14 protein-coding genes are annotated in these 16,765 nt (G+C 73.7%); 7 read left to right on the top strand and 7 right to left on the bottom strand.

All coding sequences use genetic code 11. The annotated features are described in order from the left end of the window. Positions 1-103: 103 nt before the first annotated feature. Positions 104-880, top strand: coding sequence for an SAM-dependent methyltransferase (locus ACN6LM_RS07025; protein WP_445064394.1), 777 nt, complete (start codon positions 104-106; stop codon positions 878-880). Between the two features lie 26 nt (positions 881-906). Here ACN6LM_RS07025 and ACN6LM_RS07020 read toward each other — a convergent pair whose 3' ends face one another. Continuing rightward, on the bottom strand, positions 907-2,406 hold the full coding sequence (locus tag ACN6LM_RS07020) for an acyl-CoA synthetase (RefSeq protein WP_445064393.1): 1,500 nt from the start codon (positions 2,404-2,406) through the stop codon (positions 907-909). A gap of 176 nt (positions 2,407-2,582) precedes the next feature. Here ACN6LM_RS07020 and ACN6LM_RS07015 point away from each other — a divergent pair, with 176 nt between their 5' ends. After that, positions 2,583-4,412, top strand: coding sequence for a serine hydrolase (locus ACN6LM_RS07015; RefSeq protein ID WP_445064392.1), 1,830 nt, complete (start codon positions 2,583-2,585; stop codon positions 4,410-4,412). Between the two features lie 66 nt (positions 4,413-4,478). Here ACN6LM_RS07015 and ACN6LM_RS07010 read toward each other — a convergent pair whose 3' ends face one another. The 3 genes from ACN6LM_RS07010 to ACN6LM_RS07000 all read right to left on the bottom strand — a co-directional run bounded on the left by ACN6LM_RS07010 (position 4,479) and on the right by ACN6LM_RS07000 (position 8,616). Further along, positions 4,479-6,536: a protein kinase domain-containing protein gene (locus ACN6LM_RS07010; protein WP_445064391.1), complete on the bottom strand. Its 2,058-nt coding sequence runs from the start codon at positions 6,534-6,536 to the stop codon at positions 4,479-4,481. Continuing rightward, complete coding sequence (locus ACN6LM_RS07005) at positions 6,518-7,453, bottom strand: oxygenase MpaB family protein (RefSeq protein ID WP_445064390.1); 936 nt, start codon at positions 7,451-7,453, stop codon at positions 6,518-6,520. Before ACN6LM_RS07005 ends, ACN6LM_RS07010 begins: the two co-directional genes overlap by 19 nt. 98 nt (positions 7,454-7,551) lie before the next feature. After that, a complete protein-coding gene (locus ACN6LM_RS07000) occupies positions 7,552-8,616 on the bottom strand; it encodes an Lrp/AsnC family transcriptional regulator (protein WP_445064389.1) in 1,065 nt (354 codons plus the stop codon). A gap of 118 nt (positions 8,617-8,734) precedes the next feature. On the opposite strand from ACN6LM_RS07000, the gene ACN6LM_RS06995 reads away from it, so the two are divergent. The 3 genes from ACN6LM_RS06995 to ACN6LM_RS06985 are packed head-to-tail and all read left to right on the top strand — an operon-like array spanning position 8,735 to position 12,362. After that, the gene (locus ACN6LM_RS06995; protein ID WP_445064388.1) at positions 8,735-9,967 is read left to right on the top strand and encodes a M20 metallopeptidase family protein; all 1,233 of its coding nucleotides are present in this window, start codon (positions 8,735-8,737) and stop codon (positions 9,965-9,967) included. Continuing rightward, positions 9,964-11,406, top strand: a complete 1,443-nt coding sequence (locus ACN6LM_RS06990; RefSeq protein WP_445064387.1) for an MFS transporter — start codon at positions 9,964-9,966, stop codon at positions 11,404-11,406. Before ACN6LM_RS06995 ends, ACN6LM_RS06990 begins: the two co-directional genes overlap by 4 nt. 38 nt (positions 11,407-11,444) lie before the next feature. Beyond that, a complete protein-coding gene (locus tag ACN6LM_RS06985; protein ID WP_445064386.1) occupies positions 11,445-12,362 on the top strand; it encodes an ADP-ribosylglycohydrolase family protein in 918 nt (305 codons plus the stop codon). Here ACN6LM_RS06985 and ACN6LM_RS06980 read toward each other — a convergent pair. Next, positions 12,352-13,494, bottom strand: coding sequence for a methyltransferase (locus ACN6LM_RS06980; protein ID WP_445064385.1), 1,143 nt, complete (start codon positions 13,492-13,494; stop codon positions 12,352-12,354). The two genes, ACN6LM_RS06985 and ACN6LM_RS06980, sit on opposite strands and share 11 nt — an antisense overlap. An 84-nt stretch (positions 13,495-13,578) precedes the next feature. Then, entirely contained in the window at positions 13,579-13,779 is a 201-nt protein-coding gene (locus tag ACN6LM_RS06975; protein ID WP_445064384.1) for a hypothetical protein, read from the bottom strand. Positions 13,780-14,027: 248 nt separating this feature from the next. On the opposite strand from ACN6LM_RS06975, the gene ACN6LM_RS06970 reads away from it, so the two are divergent. Beyond that, on the top strand, positions 14,028-14,846 hold the full coding sequence (locus tag ACN6LM_RS06970) for an endonuclease I family protein (protein ID WP_445064383.1): 819 nt from the start codon (positions 14,028-14,030) through the stop codon (positions 14,844-14,846). A gap of 36 nt (positions 14,847-14,882) precedes the next feature. Here the strand turns inward: ACN6LM_RS06970 and ACN6LM_RS06965 are convergent, their stop codons facing one another. Beyond that, positions 14,883-15,455 (bottom strand): hypothetical protein, encoded by a 573-nt coding sequence (locus tag ACN6LM_RS06965; RefSeq protein WP_445064382.1) that lies wholly within the window; start codon positions 15,453-15,455, stop codon positions 14,883-14,885. A 148-nt stretch (positions 15,456-15,603) separates the two neighbouring features. On the opposite strand from ACN6LM_RS06965, the gene ACN6LM_RS06960 reads away from it, so the two are divergent. Then, the gene (locus tag ACN6LM_RS06960) at positions 15,604-16,719 is read left to right on the top strand and encodes a baeRF3 domain-containing protein (protein WP_445064381.1); all 1,116 of its coding nucleotides are present in this window, start codon (positions 15,604-15,606) and stop codon (positions 16,717-16,719) included. Positions 16,720-16,765: the final 46 nt, after the last annotated feature.

Here is a 16,765-nt window from a genome sequence, read left to right as displayed (position 1 = left end):
ACCGCCCCGCTGACGGGCGGGGTTGCTGTGGCAGGATGTGCCCGAGTGAGCCATTGTCCGCCGGGGGACTCGTGTTCTCGGCCGAGGGGTTGGGGAGCACATCATGACGGCAGGCCAGGTCGACACCAGCAGGCCGCATCCGGCCCGTGTCTACGACTACCTCCTGGGCGGCAAGGACCACTACCCCGTCGACCAGGAACTCGGCGAGCAGATGCCGGAGCCGGCGAAGGTGGGGGTCGCGCAGAACCGGGCCTTCATGCACCGGGCGGCGGGCTGGGCGGCGCGGCAGGGCATCGACCAGTTCCTCGACGTCGGGACCGGCATCCCGACCCAGCCGAATCTCCATCAGATCGTCCAGGAGATCAATCCGGCGGCCCGGATCGTCTACACGGACAACGATCCGATCGTGCTGCGGCACGCGGAGGCGCTGCTCGTCAGCACGCCGGAGGGCGTCACCGACTACCTGGAAGCCGATGTGCGGTCGCCGGAGAAGATCCTCGACCACGCCCGTACGGTGCTGGACTTCGAGCGGCCCGTGGCGCTCTCCCTGATCGCGCTGATGCACTTCCTGGCCGACGAGGACGATGCGTACGGCGTCACCCGCACGCTGGTCGACGCGCTGCCCGCCGGAAGCTGCCTGGTGCTCTCCCACTTCACGGTGGACTTCCTCGCCGCGCACGAGGAGGCCCTGGCCCGCTACCGGTCGAGCGGCATCACGCTGCAGCCCCGCAGCGGCGCGGAGGTGGCCCGCTTCTTCGACGGGCTCGACCTGGTCGCACCCGGTCTGGTGGCCGCCCCGCACTGGCACGGTGTGCCCGCCCCGGAGCACGGGCAGATCCCCGACACCATCTACGCGGGGGTCGGCCGCGTCCGCGGGTAGGCCCTGGGCGCGCCCCCCGAGGACTGTCAGGCGAGGCGGTCGCGCAGTTCCCGCTTGAGGATCTTGCCGCTGGCGTTGCGCGGGAGGGCGTCCACGAACACGACCCGCTTCGGCGCCTTGAAGTGGGCGAGCCGTTCGCGGGCGTGCGCGATCAGTTCGTCCCCGGTCGCCTCGCCCTTCAGGACGACGACGGCGGTGACGGCCTCGATCCAGCGTTCGTCGGGCAGCCCGACGACGGCGGTCTCGGCGACGGCGGGGTGGGTGTAGAGGGCGTCCTCGACCTGCCGGGAGGCGACGAGGACCCCGCCGGAGTTGATGACGTCCTTCACCCGGTCGACCACCGTGAAGTAGCCGTCCTCGTCCCGGACAGCGAGGTCGCCGGAGTGGAACCAGCCGTCGCGGAACGCCTGCGCGCTCTCCTCCGGCTTGTCCCAGTAGCCGGTGCACAGCTGGGGCGAGCGGTAGACGACCTCGCCCGCGGTGCCGTCGGCGACCTCCTTGCCGTGCTCGTTCACGACCCGGGCCTCCACGAAGAGGACGGGCCTGCCGCACGAGTCCATCCGGCCCTCGTGCTCGTCCGGTCCGAGCACGGTGGCGAGCGGGCCGATCTCGCTCTGCCCGAAGCAGTTGTAGAAGGCGAGACCGGGCAGCCGGTCGCGGAGGCGTTCCAGCACGGGTACGGGCATGATCGACGCCCCGTAGTACGCCTTGCGCAGGCCGCCGAGGTCGCGGGCGGCGAAGTCGGGGTGGTTGGCGAGGCCGATCCAGACGGTGGGCGGGGCGAAGAGGCTGTCGGCCCGCCCCGACTCGACCAGGTCGAAGATCCGGGCCGCGTCCGGTGCGTCCAGGACCGTGTTCTCGGCGCCGACGGCGAGGTAGGGCAGCAGGAACACGTGCATCTGCGCCGAGTGGTAGAGGGGCAGCGCGTGGACGGGCCGGTCCCCGGCGCGCAGGTCGAGCGCGGTGATCGCGCTGACGTACTCGTGGACGAGGGCGCCGTGGGTCATCATGGCGCCCTTGGGCAGCGCGGTCGTCCCGGAGGTGTACAGCAGCTGGACCAGGTCGTCGGCGGCCGGTTCGCGTGCGGGGGTGAACGGACGCGGGGTGCCCAGTTCGGCCAGCAGTGACGCGTCGTCGTCCCGCAGCGCCCGTACGGCGAAGCCGTCCGGGAGGCGGTCCGCGAGGTCCGGGTCGGTGAGGACCAGGGAGCTGGTGGACTGGCCCAGGATGTACGCCAGGTCGTCTCCGGTGAGGTTCTGGTTCACCGGCACGTGGACGAGCCCGGCCCTGGCGCAGGCGAGGAAGGCGATCAGATACGCGTCCGAGTTGTGGGCGTAGGCGGCGACGCGGTCCCCCGGGCGCAGCCCGTGGCCCTCGGTGAGTGCGGCGGCCGCGGTGCCGACGGCCTCGTCCAGTTCCCGGTAGGTCCAGGTCCGGTCGGCGTACCGCAGGGCGGTCCGTTCGGGGGCGCGCCGTGCGCTGCGGGCCAGGACACCGTCGACTGTGCTGCTGCGTACACCGGTCATGGCGTGATCCTGTGCGGCGGGGGCCCCGCGGTCAAGGGTCTGACACGACATCAGATTCTTTCCGGCTCCCACCCCTACGGCACGGTGGCGCCTGACAGTACTCTCTGCTCGGCAGGAAGTTTCACACTCGGAAGAGATTTCGAAAGTTACTTTCAGGCAGCGAGAAGGGGTTGTGCATGACGGAGGACACGGCGGTCGGGGGCATCAGCCGGCGGAGGCTCGGTGGTGGGATGCTGGCCCTGGGCGGGGCACTCGCCCTGGCGCCGATCCCGTTCGCGGGCACGGCGTCCGCCACGGAGCCGGGGGCGGGGTCGTCGGAGATGCACGCGGGCAGGGGCGCGAAGCCGACGCTGCGGCGCGGATCGGCCGCCCGTGCCGGGCTGTTGCGGGAACCGCTCGACCAGCTGGTCACCGAGGCGGAGCGCTATCTGGCCGCCTCCCCGAAGCACCCGTGGTACGCGGGCGCGGTGCTGCTCGCGGGCCGGGGCGGGACGGTGGCACTGCACCACCCGATCGGCAAGGCGGTGCGCTACTCGGCGTACGACGAGACGACCGACACGGGGGTTGAGTTCCCCGAGGACCAGCAGATCGCGATGGCCGAGGACACGGTCTTCGATCTGGCGTCGGTCTCGAAGCTGTTCACCTCGATCCTGGCCGTGCAGCAGATCGAGCGCGGCACGCTGGAGCTGGAGGCGACGGTCGCGTCCTATCTGCCGGAGTTCGCCGGCGGCGGCAAGCAGGACATCACGATCCGTCAGCTGCTGACCCACACCTCGGGGTTCACCGCCTGGATCCCGCTCTACAGCGCGCCGACCCGGGAAGGGAAGCTGGAGCTGCTGTGGAAGGAGGTCCCGGCCAACCCGCCGGGCACGGTCTACCTCTACTCCGACCTCAACCTGATCTCGCTCCAGCTCGTCCTGGAGAAGCTGACCGGCCGGACCCTGGACGTACTGCTGCGCGAGCGGATCACCGATCCGCTCGGGATGCGGCGCACCCGTTACAACCCGCCCGCCTCCTGGAAGCCGAAGATCGCCGCGACCGAGGACGCCAGGCTCCCGTGGTCCGGGCTCGACCGCGGCCTGGTCTGGGGCGAGGTGCACGACGAGAACGCGTTCAGCCTGGGCGGGGTCGCCGGGCACGCCGGGGTGTTCTCCTGCGCCTGGGACCTCGCGGTCCTCGCGCGCACCCTGCTCAACGGCGGGGTGTACGGGCGGGCCCGCATCCTCTCGGCGGACTCCGTCGGCCTGCTGTTCACCGACTTCAACACGGCGTTCCCCGGGGACGAGCACGGCCTGGGCTTCGAGCTCTACCAGCACTGGTACATGGGCGCCATGGCCACGCCCCGGACAGCGGGGCACACCGGCTTCACCGGGACCAGCCTGGTGCTGGACCCGACCACGGACTCGTTCCTGATCGTGCTGGGCAACTCGGTGCACCCGGTGCGCAGCTGGCGGTCCGGCAGCGCGCCGCGTGTGGCCACCGCCAACCAGATGGCCCGGGCCGTCGCGGTCCGCCCGGCCCGGGGCCGTACCGCCTGGTTCTCCGGGATGGCGAGCGCGTCCACGGCCACCCTGGCGCTGCCCGCCCTGCCGCTCGCCTCTTCGCGGGCCCGGCTGAGCTGCGCGCTGTGGTGGGACACCGAACCGGCGTCGGACTTCCTGTACCTGGAGGCGTCCACGGACGCCGGCGCCACCTGGCAGCCGGTCCCGTTCACCACCACCCCGACGGGGCAGGACGGGCGCCCTCGCCCCGAGGCGCACCCGGACGGCTCGCTCTCCGGCTGGTCGGGCCGCGTCTGGCACCGCCTCGACGCGAGCCTGGCGGGAGTGCGCGGTCCAGAGGTCCTGCTCAGGTGGCGCTACACCACGGACCAGCTGTACGTGGGCCGGGGCGTGTACGTGGACGCCGTCAAGGTCGAGGACGGCGGCCGTACGGTCTTCGACGAGGGCCGCCCGTCGGACGCCCGGCGGATCGACGCGAAGGGCTGGACCGCCTCGGCCGACTGACCGGCCCCTGGAACGCGGGGCGGGCGGCCCCCCCCCCCCCCCCCGCCGCGGTACGCGTGGCCCGTGTCAGGGCGGCGCATGGCCGCGCTGCCTGAGCGCCGCCACCTCGCGGTAGAGGTCGGCGGCCTCGCGGGGGCGGCCCAGCTGTTCGAGGCAGTGCGCCTCGTCGTCGCGGCCGGCGAGCGTGTCGGGGTGGGCGGGGCCCAGCAGCCGGGTCCGGGCGTCTGCGACCTGCCGGTACAGGGTGAGCGCGTCGGTCCAGCGCCCGAGCCAGCCGAGGGCGACGGCCACCTCACGGCGGCTGACGAGGGTGTCGGGGTGATCGGGCCCCAGGACGTGCTCCCGGGCGGCGCACACCGCCTGCGCCTCGGCCAGTGCCTCGTCCCAGCGGGCCAGCCGGCCGAGGTTGACGCCGAGTCCGTGGCGGGCCCGCAGGGTCTCGGGGTCGGTGGGGCCGTTGACCCGGACGCGGTCGGCGACCAGCCCGCGGTACAGCTCCAGGGCGTCGGCACTGCGGCCGAGGCGGCCCAGGCTGATGCCGACCTCGTAGCGGGTGGCGAGGGTGTCCGGGTGTTCGGCGCCGAGCAGCCGGGTCCGTGCCTCGGCGACCTGGCGGTACGTGTGCAGGGCTTCCGTCCACCGGCCGAGCCGGCCCAGCGTGTAGCCGACCTCGTAGAGCGTGACCAGGGTGTCGCGGTGGGCGGCCCCCAGCACCCGGGCGCGGGCCGCGGCCACGTCGCGGGCCGTGCGGTACGCGTCCTCCAGCCGCCCCAGCCTGCTGAGGCTGAAGGCCAGGTTGTGGCGGCAGCGCAGGGTGTCGGGGTGGTCGGGGCCCAGCGCGCGCTCGCGTGACGCGAGCACGGCGGCGTGCAGTTCGTGGGCCTCGGTGTGCCGGCCGAGGCGGCCGAGCGCGTACGCCATCTGCTGCCGGGCGGCGAGCGTCTCGCCGTGCTCGGCGCCGAGGGCGCGGGCGCGGTCCTCGGCGATGCGGCCGAACTCGCGCAGCGCGTTCTCGGCCCGGTCCTTGCGGGAAGGGCCGGGGCCCAGGACCTGGCGGTCGGCCCGGGTGCCCGGCCCGGCGGTTCCGGTGGTCCAGGTGAGGGTGAGGCCCGCCGCGTGGTCGGGCGGCGCGACGGGGTTCGCGGTGCCCGCCGCCTTGTGGCCGCCGGTCATCGTGTGCGCCCAGGCGGGCAGGGGTGCGGCGGGGACGGGGCCGGAGAGGGTGACCCGGGCGGGCGGCACCCGGGCGGCCGGGCCCAGGAAGGGCTGCTCGCCGGTGCGGCCGACGGCGATGCGGCGGCGCAGGTCGTGGGCGTCGGCCGGGCGCTCCTCGGGGGTCTTGGCGAGCAGGTCGAGGACGACCCGGTCGAAGAACCCGGGCAGTTCGGCGCGGTGGGAGCGCAGCGGCTCGGGAGGGGTGTCGCGGTGGCCGACGAGGATGCCCCAGGAGTCCTCCAGGTCGAAGGGCGGGGCTCCGGTCGCGATCTCGTACAGCACGCAGCCCAGCGAGTAGAGGTCGCTGCGGTGGTCGACCTGGCCGCCGCTGATCTGCTCCGGCGACATGTAGTGCGGGGTGCCCATGGCGATACCGACGCCGGTGAGCCGGGAGGTGACCGGGATGCCGTGGCCAGGCCGGGCGATCCCGAAGTCGCAGATCTTCACCGTCCCGTCGGACAGCCTCATGATGTTGGCGGGCTTGAGGTCGCGGTGGACGATGCCCTGCTGGTGGGTGTAGCCGAGCGCGTCGGCGACCTGCTCGGCGATGTCCACGATGTCGTCCACGGGCAGCGGGTGCTGCTCGTTGTCCTCCAGGAGCTGGCTGAGGTTGCGGCCGTCCAGCAGCTCCATCACGAGGTAGAGCACGCCCTCGTACTCGCCGAAGTCGTGGACGACGGTGACGCCCCGGTGCTGGAGGGCGGCGGCGACCCGGGCCTCACGGCGGAAGCGTTCGCGGACGATGCGGGTGTGGTCCTCGTCGTGCTGGGCGCTCATGGGCTTGAGGCATTTGACGGCGACCTGGCGGCCCAGCGCCTCGTCGCGGGCGCGCCACACCTCGCCCATGCCACCGCGACCGATCAGATCGAGCAGCCGGTACCGGCTCTGGATCAGTCTGGTTTCCGCCATCCCTGTTGCAGCCCCCGTCGTTCAGCCCGCTGTCGCCGCGCCCTCCCCGGTCCGTCCAGTATGGCTGCCTGCCTCTTCAGTGTGTACGGGGTGGGACGGCTGCCGGGTCCGAGTCGTGCCATCGCGTTCATGATGTGGCGGGGCGGAAGCCGCCACCGCAGCCGTGCGGGGACGGCCCGCAGGAGCACCCCGGCGGCGCGCAGCCGGCGGTCCACGGCGGCGGGCGGCGGCGCCGTCCTCCCGTACAGCTCATGGGCGAACGGCGGCAGCGACTGGTAGGCGAGGGTGGCCACGCGCTGCCACAGCAGGGCGCGTGCGGGGACGAGGAGCGGGGGCACCGGCGGGCGGCGCAGGAAGCCGTCGACGTCCAGCGCCTCCGGGGTCCGGGCGAGCCGGGGCCGCATGCGGGCGAAGTAGCCGGCCATCTCGGCGGTGGTCGCGGGCACGTCGTCGGGGTCGAGGCCGACGAGCCGGGCGCTGTGCCGGTGCTCGGCGATGTACTGGTCGGCCTGCCGGGCGGTGAGCGGGTAGCCGGAGCGGCGCAGGACCTGGAGGAAGGAGTCGGCTTCGGCGCAGTGCACCCACAGCAGCAGCTCGGGCTCGTCCACGCCGTGGGTGCGGCCGGTCACCGGGTCGGTGACCTCCAGGCGGGCGTGGATCTTCCGGACCCGGGCGCCCGCCTTCTCGGCGGCCTCGGTGGTGCCGTACGTGATGGTGCCGACGAAGCCCGCGGTGCGCATGAGCCGGCCCCAGGCGTCCTCGCGGAAGTCGGAGTTCTGCATCACGCCGCGCACCGCGAGGGGGTGGAGCGCCTGGAGGTAGAGGGCCCGCACCCCGGCGACCCACATCATCGGGTCGCCGTGCAGCTGCCAGGTGACCGATGCAGGTCCGAAGAGCCCGGGGTCGGCTTCCGTCATGCGTGTGTCCCTCCCGCTCGGGGTGGTCCGGCGCCGCGTCGCCGCACCACTCCAGTGTGGCCGGGGACGCGCTCGGTGGGCACCCCGCGGCGGGGTCGTCAGGCCGGCGGTGTCCGGAGGCGGTCGAGGAGGGCCGCCTCCGCGGTGTCGGAGTGGGTGCCCTCCCAGCTGGCCAGGGGGACCGCTCGCAGGTGGCGGCCCTGGGGGTCGAGGAGGTGGCCGGCGAGCTTCATCGGCCAGAGCGTGAGCGCCCGGTCGGCCACGGTCAGTTCCGGGTGGCGCGCGGTGAGCCGGGACTCGAAGGCGCCGATGTCGTCCACCGAGCGCAGCCAGGCGGCCAGGAGCAGGTTGTGCGGGCCGGTCAGCGAGGCGCAGAGCCGGATCTCGCGGATCTGGCTGATGCTCTTCGCGAGCTGGGGCGCCAGGCTCTGCGGCACCGCCGCCCAGTACGAGACCGAGACCGGCCAGCCGGAGAGCGACCGCGCCACCTCGCACCGGTAGGCGAGCGCCCGGTCGGCGTCGAGGCGGTCGAGGCGGCGGCGGACGGTCGTGGGGCTGAGCCCGGTGCGTTCGGCGATGTGGGCGACGGGCCGGCGCGGGTCCTCGCCGAGGACGCGGACCAGTTCGAGGTCGCGCCGGGGGACGGTGCGGGTGGGCTGCCGGCTCGGGTCCGGCGGGGCGAGCTTGCGGCGCTGCTCCTCGGTGAGGCGGTCGAGCCGCCAGCGGCTGCCCTCGGTGTGCAGGGTGGTGGCGACCTGGGTGCGGGAGGCCGCGACACCGTCGAGGGCGCCGAGGCGGAAGCCGACGTACCGGGCGAGCTGGGCGTGGTCCGTGAAGACCGCGGTGACCACGAGGTCCCGGCTGCCGCTGACGTGCTCCAGGTTGAACACGTGCGGGTCGTCCGCGATCCGACCGGCCACCTCGTGCAGCCGTCCGGAGACGCAGTCGACCTCGATGAACGCGACGAGGGTCCAGGTGTCCGGGCCGCTCGCCCCGACCGAGGGGTGCACGCCGATCCAGGCATGACCGTCCCGGGTCAGCCGGGCCCATCGCCGGGCGACCGTCGAGGCATCGATGTCCAGCACGTCCCCGATGGTCCGCCAGTCCGCGCGCGGCGCGATCTGGAGCGCGGTGACGAGGAGCAGGTCGAGTTCGTCCAGCACGCGGCGCCCTCCGGGTGGTCGTGGCATCGGCCGGTGGATTCCGGCAAACGATCTGCGCGAACCGGAGGATCCTGGCACCCGGCCTGCCCTGTGCGGCCGGATCGGCACCATACCAGGCATGTTCGCACGCACCGACGCCCTCGCCGTCGAAGACTCCCTGGTCCGGCTGCGCCACGCCCTGCACCGGCAGCCCGAGCTCGGTCTCGACCTCCCCCGCACTCAACGGGCGGTCCTGGACGCCCTGTCCGGGCTGCCCCTGGAGATCACGACCGGCCGGCAGCTCACCTCGGTGACCGCCGTGCTGCGCGGCGGCCGGTCCGGTCCCGCCGTACTGCTGCGCGGTGACATGGACGCGCTGCCCGTACAGGAGGACAGCGGTGTGCCGTACGCCTCCGAGGTGCCCGGGCGGATGCACGCCTGCGGTCACGACGTGCACACCGCGGGGCTGGTCGGGGCGGCCCGGCTGCTGGCCGCGCGGCGCGAGGAGCTGGCGGGCGACGTGGTGTTCATGTTCCAGCCGGGCGAGGAGGGCATGGGCGGCGCCCGCCTGATGGTCGAGGAGGGCGTGCTCGACGCGGCCGGGACCCGGGTCGTCGCGGCGTACGCGCTGCACGTCACCTCCGCGGTGCTGCCCGTAGGTACCGCCGCCGTACGCCCGGGCCCGATGCTCGCCGCCTCCGACGAGGTCACCGTGCGCGTCGTGGGCGCCGGGGGCCACGGGTCCTCGCCGCACCTGGCCAAGGACCCGGTACCGGCCGTCTGCGAGATGGTCACCGCGCTCCAGACCCTGGTCACGCGCACCGTCGACATCTTCGACCCGGCCGTGATCACCGTGGGCTCGCTGCACGCCGGGTCGGCCGGGAACGTCATCCCCGGGGCCGCCGAGTTCACCGCCACCATCAGGACGTTCTCCGAGGAGACCCGGGCCCGGGTCCGGGCCGCCCTGGAACGGACCGTGCGGGGGATCGCCGCCGCGCACGGCCTGACCGCCGGGACCGACTACCGCGAGGGCTATCCGGTCACCGTCAACGACGCCGCCGAGGCCGCGTTCGCACTGCGCACCGCGCGCGAAGTGCTCGGCGCCGCCCGGGTCTTCGAGGCGCCGCGCCCGATGGCCGGCTCCGAGGACTTCTCGTACGTCCTGCACGAGGTCCCGGGCGCGTACGTGGGCCTCGGCGCGTGCCCGCCGGATCAGGACCCCTCGGCCGCGCCCATGAACCACTCCGCGCAGGCGGTCTACGACGACCGGGCGGTGGCGGACGCCGCGGCCCTCCTGGCCGGACTCGCGGCGCGGCGCCTCCAGGAGGCCGGTGCCCGGAAGACCGGCGCTCCCACGGAGCAGCCGTCATGAGCACGACCGAGTCCGCCGGGCCGGGTCCCGCCACCACCGCCTCCGCGTCCGTCGGCGCGGTCGTGGGTCTCCTCGTCCTCTTCGAGCTGACCAGCGGGTTCCTTCAGGGCGGGATCGCGCCCCTGCTGCCGGACATCGGTACCGAGCTGGGCATCGCGGACGCCGACCTCAACTGGGTGATGGCCGCCCAGCTACTCGCCGCCGCGGTGTCCGTGCCCGCCTTCGGCCGGCTCGGCGACGTGTACGGGCACCGCCGCATGCTGAGGGTCTCGCTGGTGTGCGTGTCCGCCGGCTCGCTCCTCGTGGCCTTCGCCCCCTCGCTGCCCGTGCTGCTGGCCGGCCGGGTGCTGCTGGGCCCGCTCGCGGCCCTGCTGCCGCTGGAGATCGCCCTCGTACGCGACCGGCTCTCGGTCGAACGGGCCCGCGCCGCCATCGCGCGCCTGGTCGGCGCGCTCACCCTGGGCACGCTGCTCGGCGGGGTGGTCATGGGCCTGGCGCACAAGGCGACGGGCGATGTCCGGATCACCCTGCTCCTCCCGGCCGTGCTCGCGCTGCTCTGCGTCCCGGTCTCGTTCCTCGCGATCCCGGAGTCCACCAGGGCGCCGGGCGCCCGGCTCGACTGGCCGGGTGTCGGCCTGCTGGGCCTGGCCGTGCTCCTGCTGCTCGCGGGGATCTCCGCGGCGAAGACCGGCCCCCTGCTCTCCGGCGCGGTGCTGGTCCCGGTGCCGCTCGCCCTGCTGACGGGCGCGGTGTGGGCGGTGCGCGAGCTGCGGGTGCCCGATCCGCTGGTGGACCTGCGGGCGCTGGCCGACCGCAGTGTCGCCCCGTACTTCCTGTGCGCGGCGGCGTTCGGCGTCGTCTACTTCGGCAGCCTGGCCCCCGACTCCACGTTCCTGGCGGCGGACCCGGAACGCACCGGTTACGGCTTCGGGCTCTCGGCCCTCGCCATCTCGCTGATCGCCCTGCCCGCCGGGGTCGCGGCGGTCGTCGGCTCCTCGCTGACCGCCCGCGTCGCGGGGCGCGTCGGCTACCGCCCCGCGCTGATCACCTCGTTCGCCCTGATCGGCGCGAGTTTCCTGTCCACCGCCGCGTTCCACACGGCGATCTGGCAGCTGGTGGCGGCCAAGGTGCTCGCCGGTGCGGGGATCGGCGTGGCGCTCGGCGCGCTGCCCACGGTGATCGCGGAGGCCGGCGCGCCCTCCCGTACAGGCATCACCACGGCCCTGTACAACAACGTCAAGACCCTGGGCGGCGCGGTCGCCGGAGCGGTCGTCGCCGCGGTCCTGGCGACCCCGGCGTCCGAAACCGGGAGTGCCGTCTCCGACACCCAGGAGGCGGCGGGCGAGTCCGGATACGTCGCGGTCTGGCTGCTGTGCGCGCTGCTCTCCGCCGGCGCGGCCGTGGCGGCGGCCGCCGCGCGGCGCGGGACGGCGGATTGACGGGGCGGAGGGGGCACCCGGCTTGTCATACTGCTCCGATGACCGCCATTCCCTCCCCCGCGCTCGACTCGCTGGCCGGGCTCGCCTTCGGTGACGCCTTCGGCGACCGCTGGTTCGGCATCCTGCGCCGCGAGGGGCCCGAGCCCCTGGAGGCCCGGACCCCGCCCCCGGAGCCCGTGTGGCGCTGGAGCGACGACACCGCGCAGGCGCTGGTCCTGGTGCGCGAACTCGCCGAGGGCGACGGCGTCGTGGACCAGGACCGGTTCGCCCGGCGCCTGGCCGAGGAGTACGCGGCCGACACCCACCGCGGCTACGGTGCCTCGATGCACGACGTCCTGCGCCGCATCGGCGCGGGCGAGCCCTGGCAGGAGCTGGTGACCGCGCAGTTCGAGGGCATGGGCTCCTGGGGCAACGGGGCGGCGATGCGCGTCGCCCCGCTCGGCGCCTGGCACGCCGCCGACCTGGACGCCGCCGTCGAGCAGGCCGCCCGCCAGAGCGCGGTCTCGCACCACCACCCGGAGGCGGCCGCCGGGGCGGTGGCGGTCGCCGTCGCCGCGGCGCTGGCCACGCGCGGCCGGGGCGGCCCGGCGCCCGAGCGCGGGGTGTTCCTCCAGGAGGTCGCCGCGCACCTCCCGGACAGCGATGTGCGCTCGGGCGTCCGGATCGCGGCCCGGATGCCCGCCCACACCTCGGTCCGCCACGCCGCGGAGGTCCTGGGGTCCGGCTACCGGATGTCCGGGCCCGACACCGTCCCGTTCGCGCTGTGGTGTGCGGCGGGCCACCTGGACGACCTGGAGGAGGGCCTGTGGTGCACGGTCGCGGGACGCGGTGACATCGACACCACCTGCGCCGTCGCGGGAGGCGTGATCGCCGCCCGTACCGGTGTCGCCGCCCTCCCCCCGGCCTGGCACGCGGCACGCGAACCGCTGCCCGGGTGGGCGGCGCTCAGCGCCTGACCGCGCGCAGCACCACGAACTTCGGGTCGCCGGCCACCGTCTCGCAGTTGCCGAACACGCGGCGCAGGGTGGCGTGGTGGCCCAGATGGCGGTTGGCCACCACCCAGAGCTCGCCGCCCTGGCGCAGGGCGAGCCGGGCTCCCCGGAACATGCTGCGGGCGGTCGCGTCGGTGGTGGCCTGGTGGGAGTGGAACGGGGGGTTGTTGAGGACGAGGTCCGCGCTGCCGGGCTCGGCGCCGACCAGGGCGTCCCCGACGACGAAGGACGCCCGGGCGTCCGGCCCGGTGTTGGCGCGGAAGGTCGCCTCGGCCGATGCCACGGCCTGGTGGGACTCGTCGATGAAGGTGAGGGTGGCGTCGGGGTTGGCGAGGGCGGCGGCGAGGCCGACGACGCCGTTGCCGCAGCCGAGGTCCACGACGCGGTCGGGGCCCGTGCGGTCCGGCAGGTGCTTGAGGAAGAAGCGGGTGCCGATGTCGAGCCGGTCGGCGCAGAAGATCCCGGCGTGGTTGGTGACGGTGCGCCCGGCGGCCGCCCCGGCGTCCGGGGGCAGCTCGTAGCGCAGCGGCCAGGGGCTGGGGGTGCGGGGCAGGGCGGGGTCCGGGGTGCAGTGGATGAGCCGGGCCTTGCGGACCGCGAGGGAGGTGCGGGTCGGGCCGATGACGCGTTCGAACAGGTTGAGCGTGGAGGTGTGGATCTCCTTGACCATGCCGGTGCCCACGACGACGGTGCCGGCGTGCACGGCGGGCGCGATGCGGTGGAGCTGGTCCTCCAGGAAGGCGAGGCTCTTCGGGACGCGTACGAGGAGCACGTCCACGCGGTCCGGCGGGGTGTCGCGCGGGGAGAGCAGGCGCACCGCGTCGGCGGGCAGCCCGTTCCGTTCCAGGTTCGCCGCGGTCGCCCGCTGCCCGAGGTGGGAGTCGCTGATCTGTACGGGGTGGTGCGCGGCCAGGACCGTGCTCAGGGCACCCCATCGGTCTCCGATGACGACGACGTTCCCCGAGACGTCGACCGCCTCCTCCAGGTGCTGGAGCAGATAGGCGTCGGCCGCGTCCCAGGCACGGAACGGGTCGCGGGGGTCCTCGGGGAAGCGGGCGAGGTCGTAACCCGCCTCTGACGTCGTCAAACGGTTCATTGTGCGTTCAGGCTAACCGAGCGGCGCCCGGCGCCCGTACCTGCCGCGGGCGCGACGGCCGTGGCCGCCGCGCCGTACCGCTGTCTACGGCAGTCGCTTGTCGATGGCCGCCCGGCCCTCCCTGGCCAGGGTGCGCTCCGCCCACTCCAGGTTCTCCGGGGTCAGGTCCCGCCCGGACGCGAGCACCAGGTCCTCGGCGGACGGGTTGTCGGTGGCGCCGGTGTGCAAGAGGTCGTCCGGAGTCAGGCCCCGGGTGCTGGATACGGAATCGGGCTCGTCGCTCATGCCGCCTCCTTGTCCTTCCCGTCATTCTCGCCCGCCGCCGGTGCTCCCGCATCCGAGACCGGGACGGGGTCCCGGAACGGGTTCCGGGCCCTCACTTGACCTGCACATGATAGATACGCGGGGTTCACACATCGTGACGGTCCGCATGGGACGCTCCCGCGTACACATAGCGGACACGACCACCGCGGAGCCGCCCCCCACCCCGTGACGGCGCCGCGGTGCGCGTATTCCCGGAGAGGACACCCCACATGTCCCGTCGTCATCTTCCCGCGCGCCGCGCACTGCCCGCCGCGCTCGCCGCCCTCGCGGTGTTCACCGGCACGGCCGCCGCCGCACCCGCCCCGACGCCACCGCCCACCACCGCCTCCCCGCTCAGCGCGCTGGACGACACGTACTACGAGGACGCGACCGGCAGGACCGGCGCCGCCCTGAAGAGCGCCCTGCACACGATCATCAGCGACCAGAGCAAGCTCACCTACAGCCAGGTCTGGGACGCCCTGAAGGACACCGACGAGGATCCCGCCGACCCCTCGAACGTCATCGAGCTGTACACCGGGCGCTCCGAGCCCAAGAGCGACAACGGCGGCGACCCCGGCCAGTGGAACCGCGAGCACGTCTGGGCCAAGTCCCACGGCGACTTCGGCACGGCCACCGGCCCCGGCACCGACATCCACCATCTGCGCCCGTCCGACGTCCAGGTCAACTCCACGCGCGGCAACAAGGACTTCGACAACGGCGGTACGGAACTGAGCGACGCCCCGGGCAACTACACCGACGCCGACTCCTTCGAACCGCGCGACGCCGTCAAGGGCGACGTGGCCCGGATGATCCTCTACATGGCCGTGCGCTACGAGGGCGACGACGCCTTCCCCGACCTTGAACCCAACGACAGCGTGTCCAACGGCTCCGCACCGTACATCGGCCGGCTCTCCGTACTGAAGGCATGGAGCGAGCAGGACCCGCCGGACGCCTTCGAGAAGCGGCGCAACGACGTCATATACGAGGACTACCAGCACAACCGGAACCCGTTCGTGGACCACCCCGAGTGGGTGGAGGCCATCTGGTGACGGCCCCGCGCTGAATCGCGGCGAGGCCGCCGGCCGTCAGCTCCGCTCCGCCTGGGCGATCCGGGGAAACGACTTGACCCCGGCGGCCTTGCGGCTGTTGGCGTGCTGGCTGACGGTCCTGTCCGTCGGCGCGTCCGGGAAGCCGAGCACCACGGAGTCCAGCACCTTGCCCGACGCGTCGACGAACTCGACGCGCACGGCGAAGAACGCCTCCTCGCCGCTCCGGTTGGTCACCCGCACCAGGGCGCTGCGGAACTGCTCCCCGGGCGCCACCGCGATGCCGTTGACGGAGACGTCGTCCATCGCGTTGCCCTTGCCGTCGACGCCCTTGAGGGTCGCCACCGCCTTCTGCCGGTTGCGCTCGGCGTCGGCGGACACGGAGGCGGCGAACTCGTCCTGGGTGCGCCCGCTACGGGTCGGGCTCGGGCTCGGGCTCGCCGTGGGTTCGGCGGAGATCGTGCGGGTACTGCTGGCCGTACCCGCCGACGAGGTGTCGGAGTCGCCGCACGCGGACGCTCCGGCGACGAGTACCGCGACGAGTGCGGCAGGGGTCAGGCCGCGGATGACGCGGCCTCGGAAGGGGCGCCGCGCGGGGCCGGTCCGGTTCACAAACGCTCCGTCCACTGAGCGGGCACGGAAAAGCAGCTGCTTCCGCACCCAGGTTGACCAACTCGCCCATATTAGGATCAAAAGGTATGAATTGACTCGTTGATTCACCCGTTCCGCACGCAGTGCGCAATTCCCCGGGAGGGAACTGATGGACACGGACGCCCTGACCGCCGGCCTGCTGCAGGAGCTGCGCCGGACCCGGCCCTATCCGGCCCTGTCCCTGACCATGCCGACCCACCGGCGCGCCCCGGACAACGCCCAGGACGCCGTCCGGCTGCGCAACCTGCTGTCCGAGGCCCACAACCGGCTGGAGTCCGATCCGCAGGTCGGCCGCGAGGCGTGCGCCGCGATCAAGCAGCAGCTCGACCGCGCGGCGGGCGAACTCGACCAGCGCCGGGCCCTGGACGCGCTCGTGCTCCTCGCCACGGCCGACGAGTACCAGATCTGGCGACTGCCGCGTACCGCACCCGAACGGGTGGTGCTGAGCGACAGCTACCTCACCCGCAACCTGGTCGCCGCGAAGGCGCAGGCCCGCCCCTTCTGGGCGCTCACCGTGGCGGCCGACCACGCCGCCCTCTTCAGCGGCACCACCGAGTCCGCTCAGGAGGCCCACGTCGGCGGCTTCCCGCTGACGGCACCGCGCGAGGAGTTCAACCCGCAGCGCATGGAGCGGACCGGCGACACGCCGAGCAACTTCGCCAGCGAGGACACCCGCAACTTCCTGCGCACCGTGGACGAGAAGCTGCGTGCCGTCCTGGCCACCGACCCCCGTCCGCTGTACCTGGTCGGCATCGCGCCGGCGCTCGCCCTGTTCGACGAGGTCGGCGAGAGCGCGAAGGACGCGGTCGGCCGGGTCACCAAGGGCGCGCCGGCCGACAACGCGCCCCGCGACCTGCTCACCGAGCTGCGTCCGGCCCTGGACGCCCGGCGCGAGCACTTCGCGAAGGAGATCGACGGGCGGCTGGACGCGGCGCGCGGCCGCAAGGCGTTCGCCGGCGGTCTCGACGAGGTGTGGGCCGCGGTGCGCGAGGGCCGCGCCGGTCTCGTGGCGGTGGAGGAGCACTTCCAGCAGACGGTACGGGTCGACCAGGAGCACCTGAAGCCGGTGACCGACGACGTGGTGGACCCGTCCGACGCGAGCGTCCGCGAGGACATCGTGGACGAGTTGGTGGAAGCGGCGCTGGACAGCGGCGCGGAGGTGTTCTTCGTCGCGGACGACTGGCTCAAGGGGCACGGCCGGATCGCGGCCGAACTGCGCTTCTGAGCCCACGGGGCGTAAGGCGAGGGCCCGGACGGAGATTCCCGTCCGG

The organism is Streptomyces sp. SAS_281, assembly GCF_052542855.1.
Note: the sequence above shows the minus strand (reverse complement) of the source record. Positions and strands in the feature narration are given on the sequence as shown.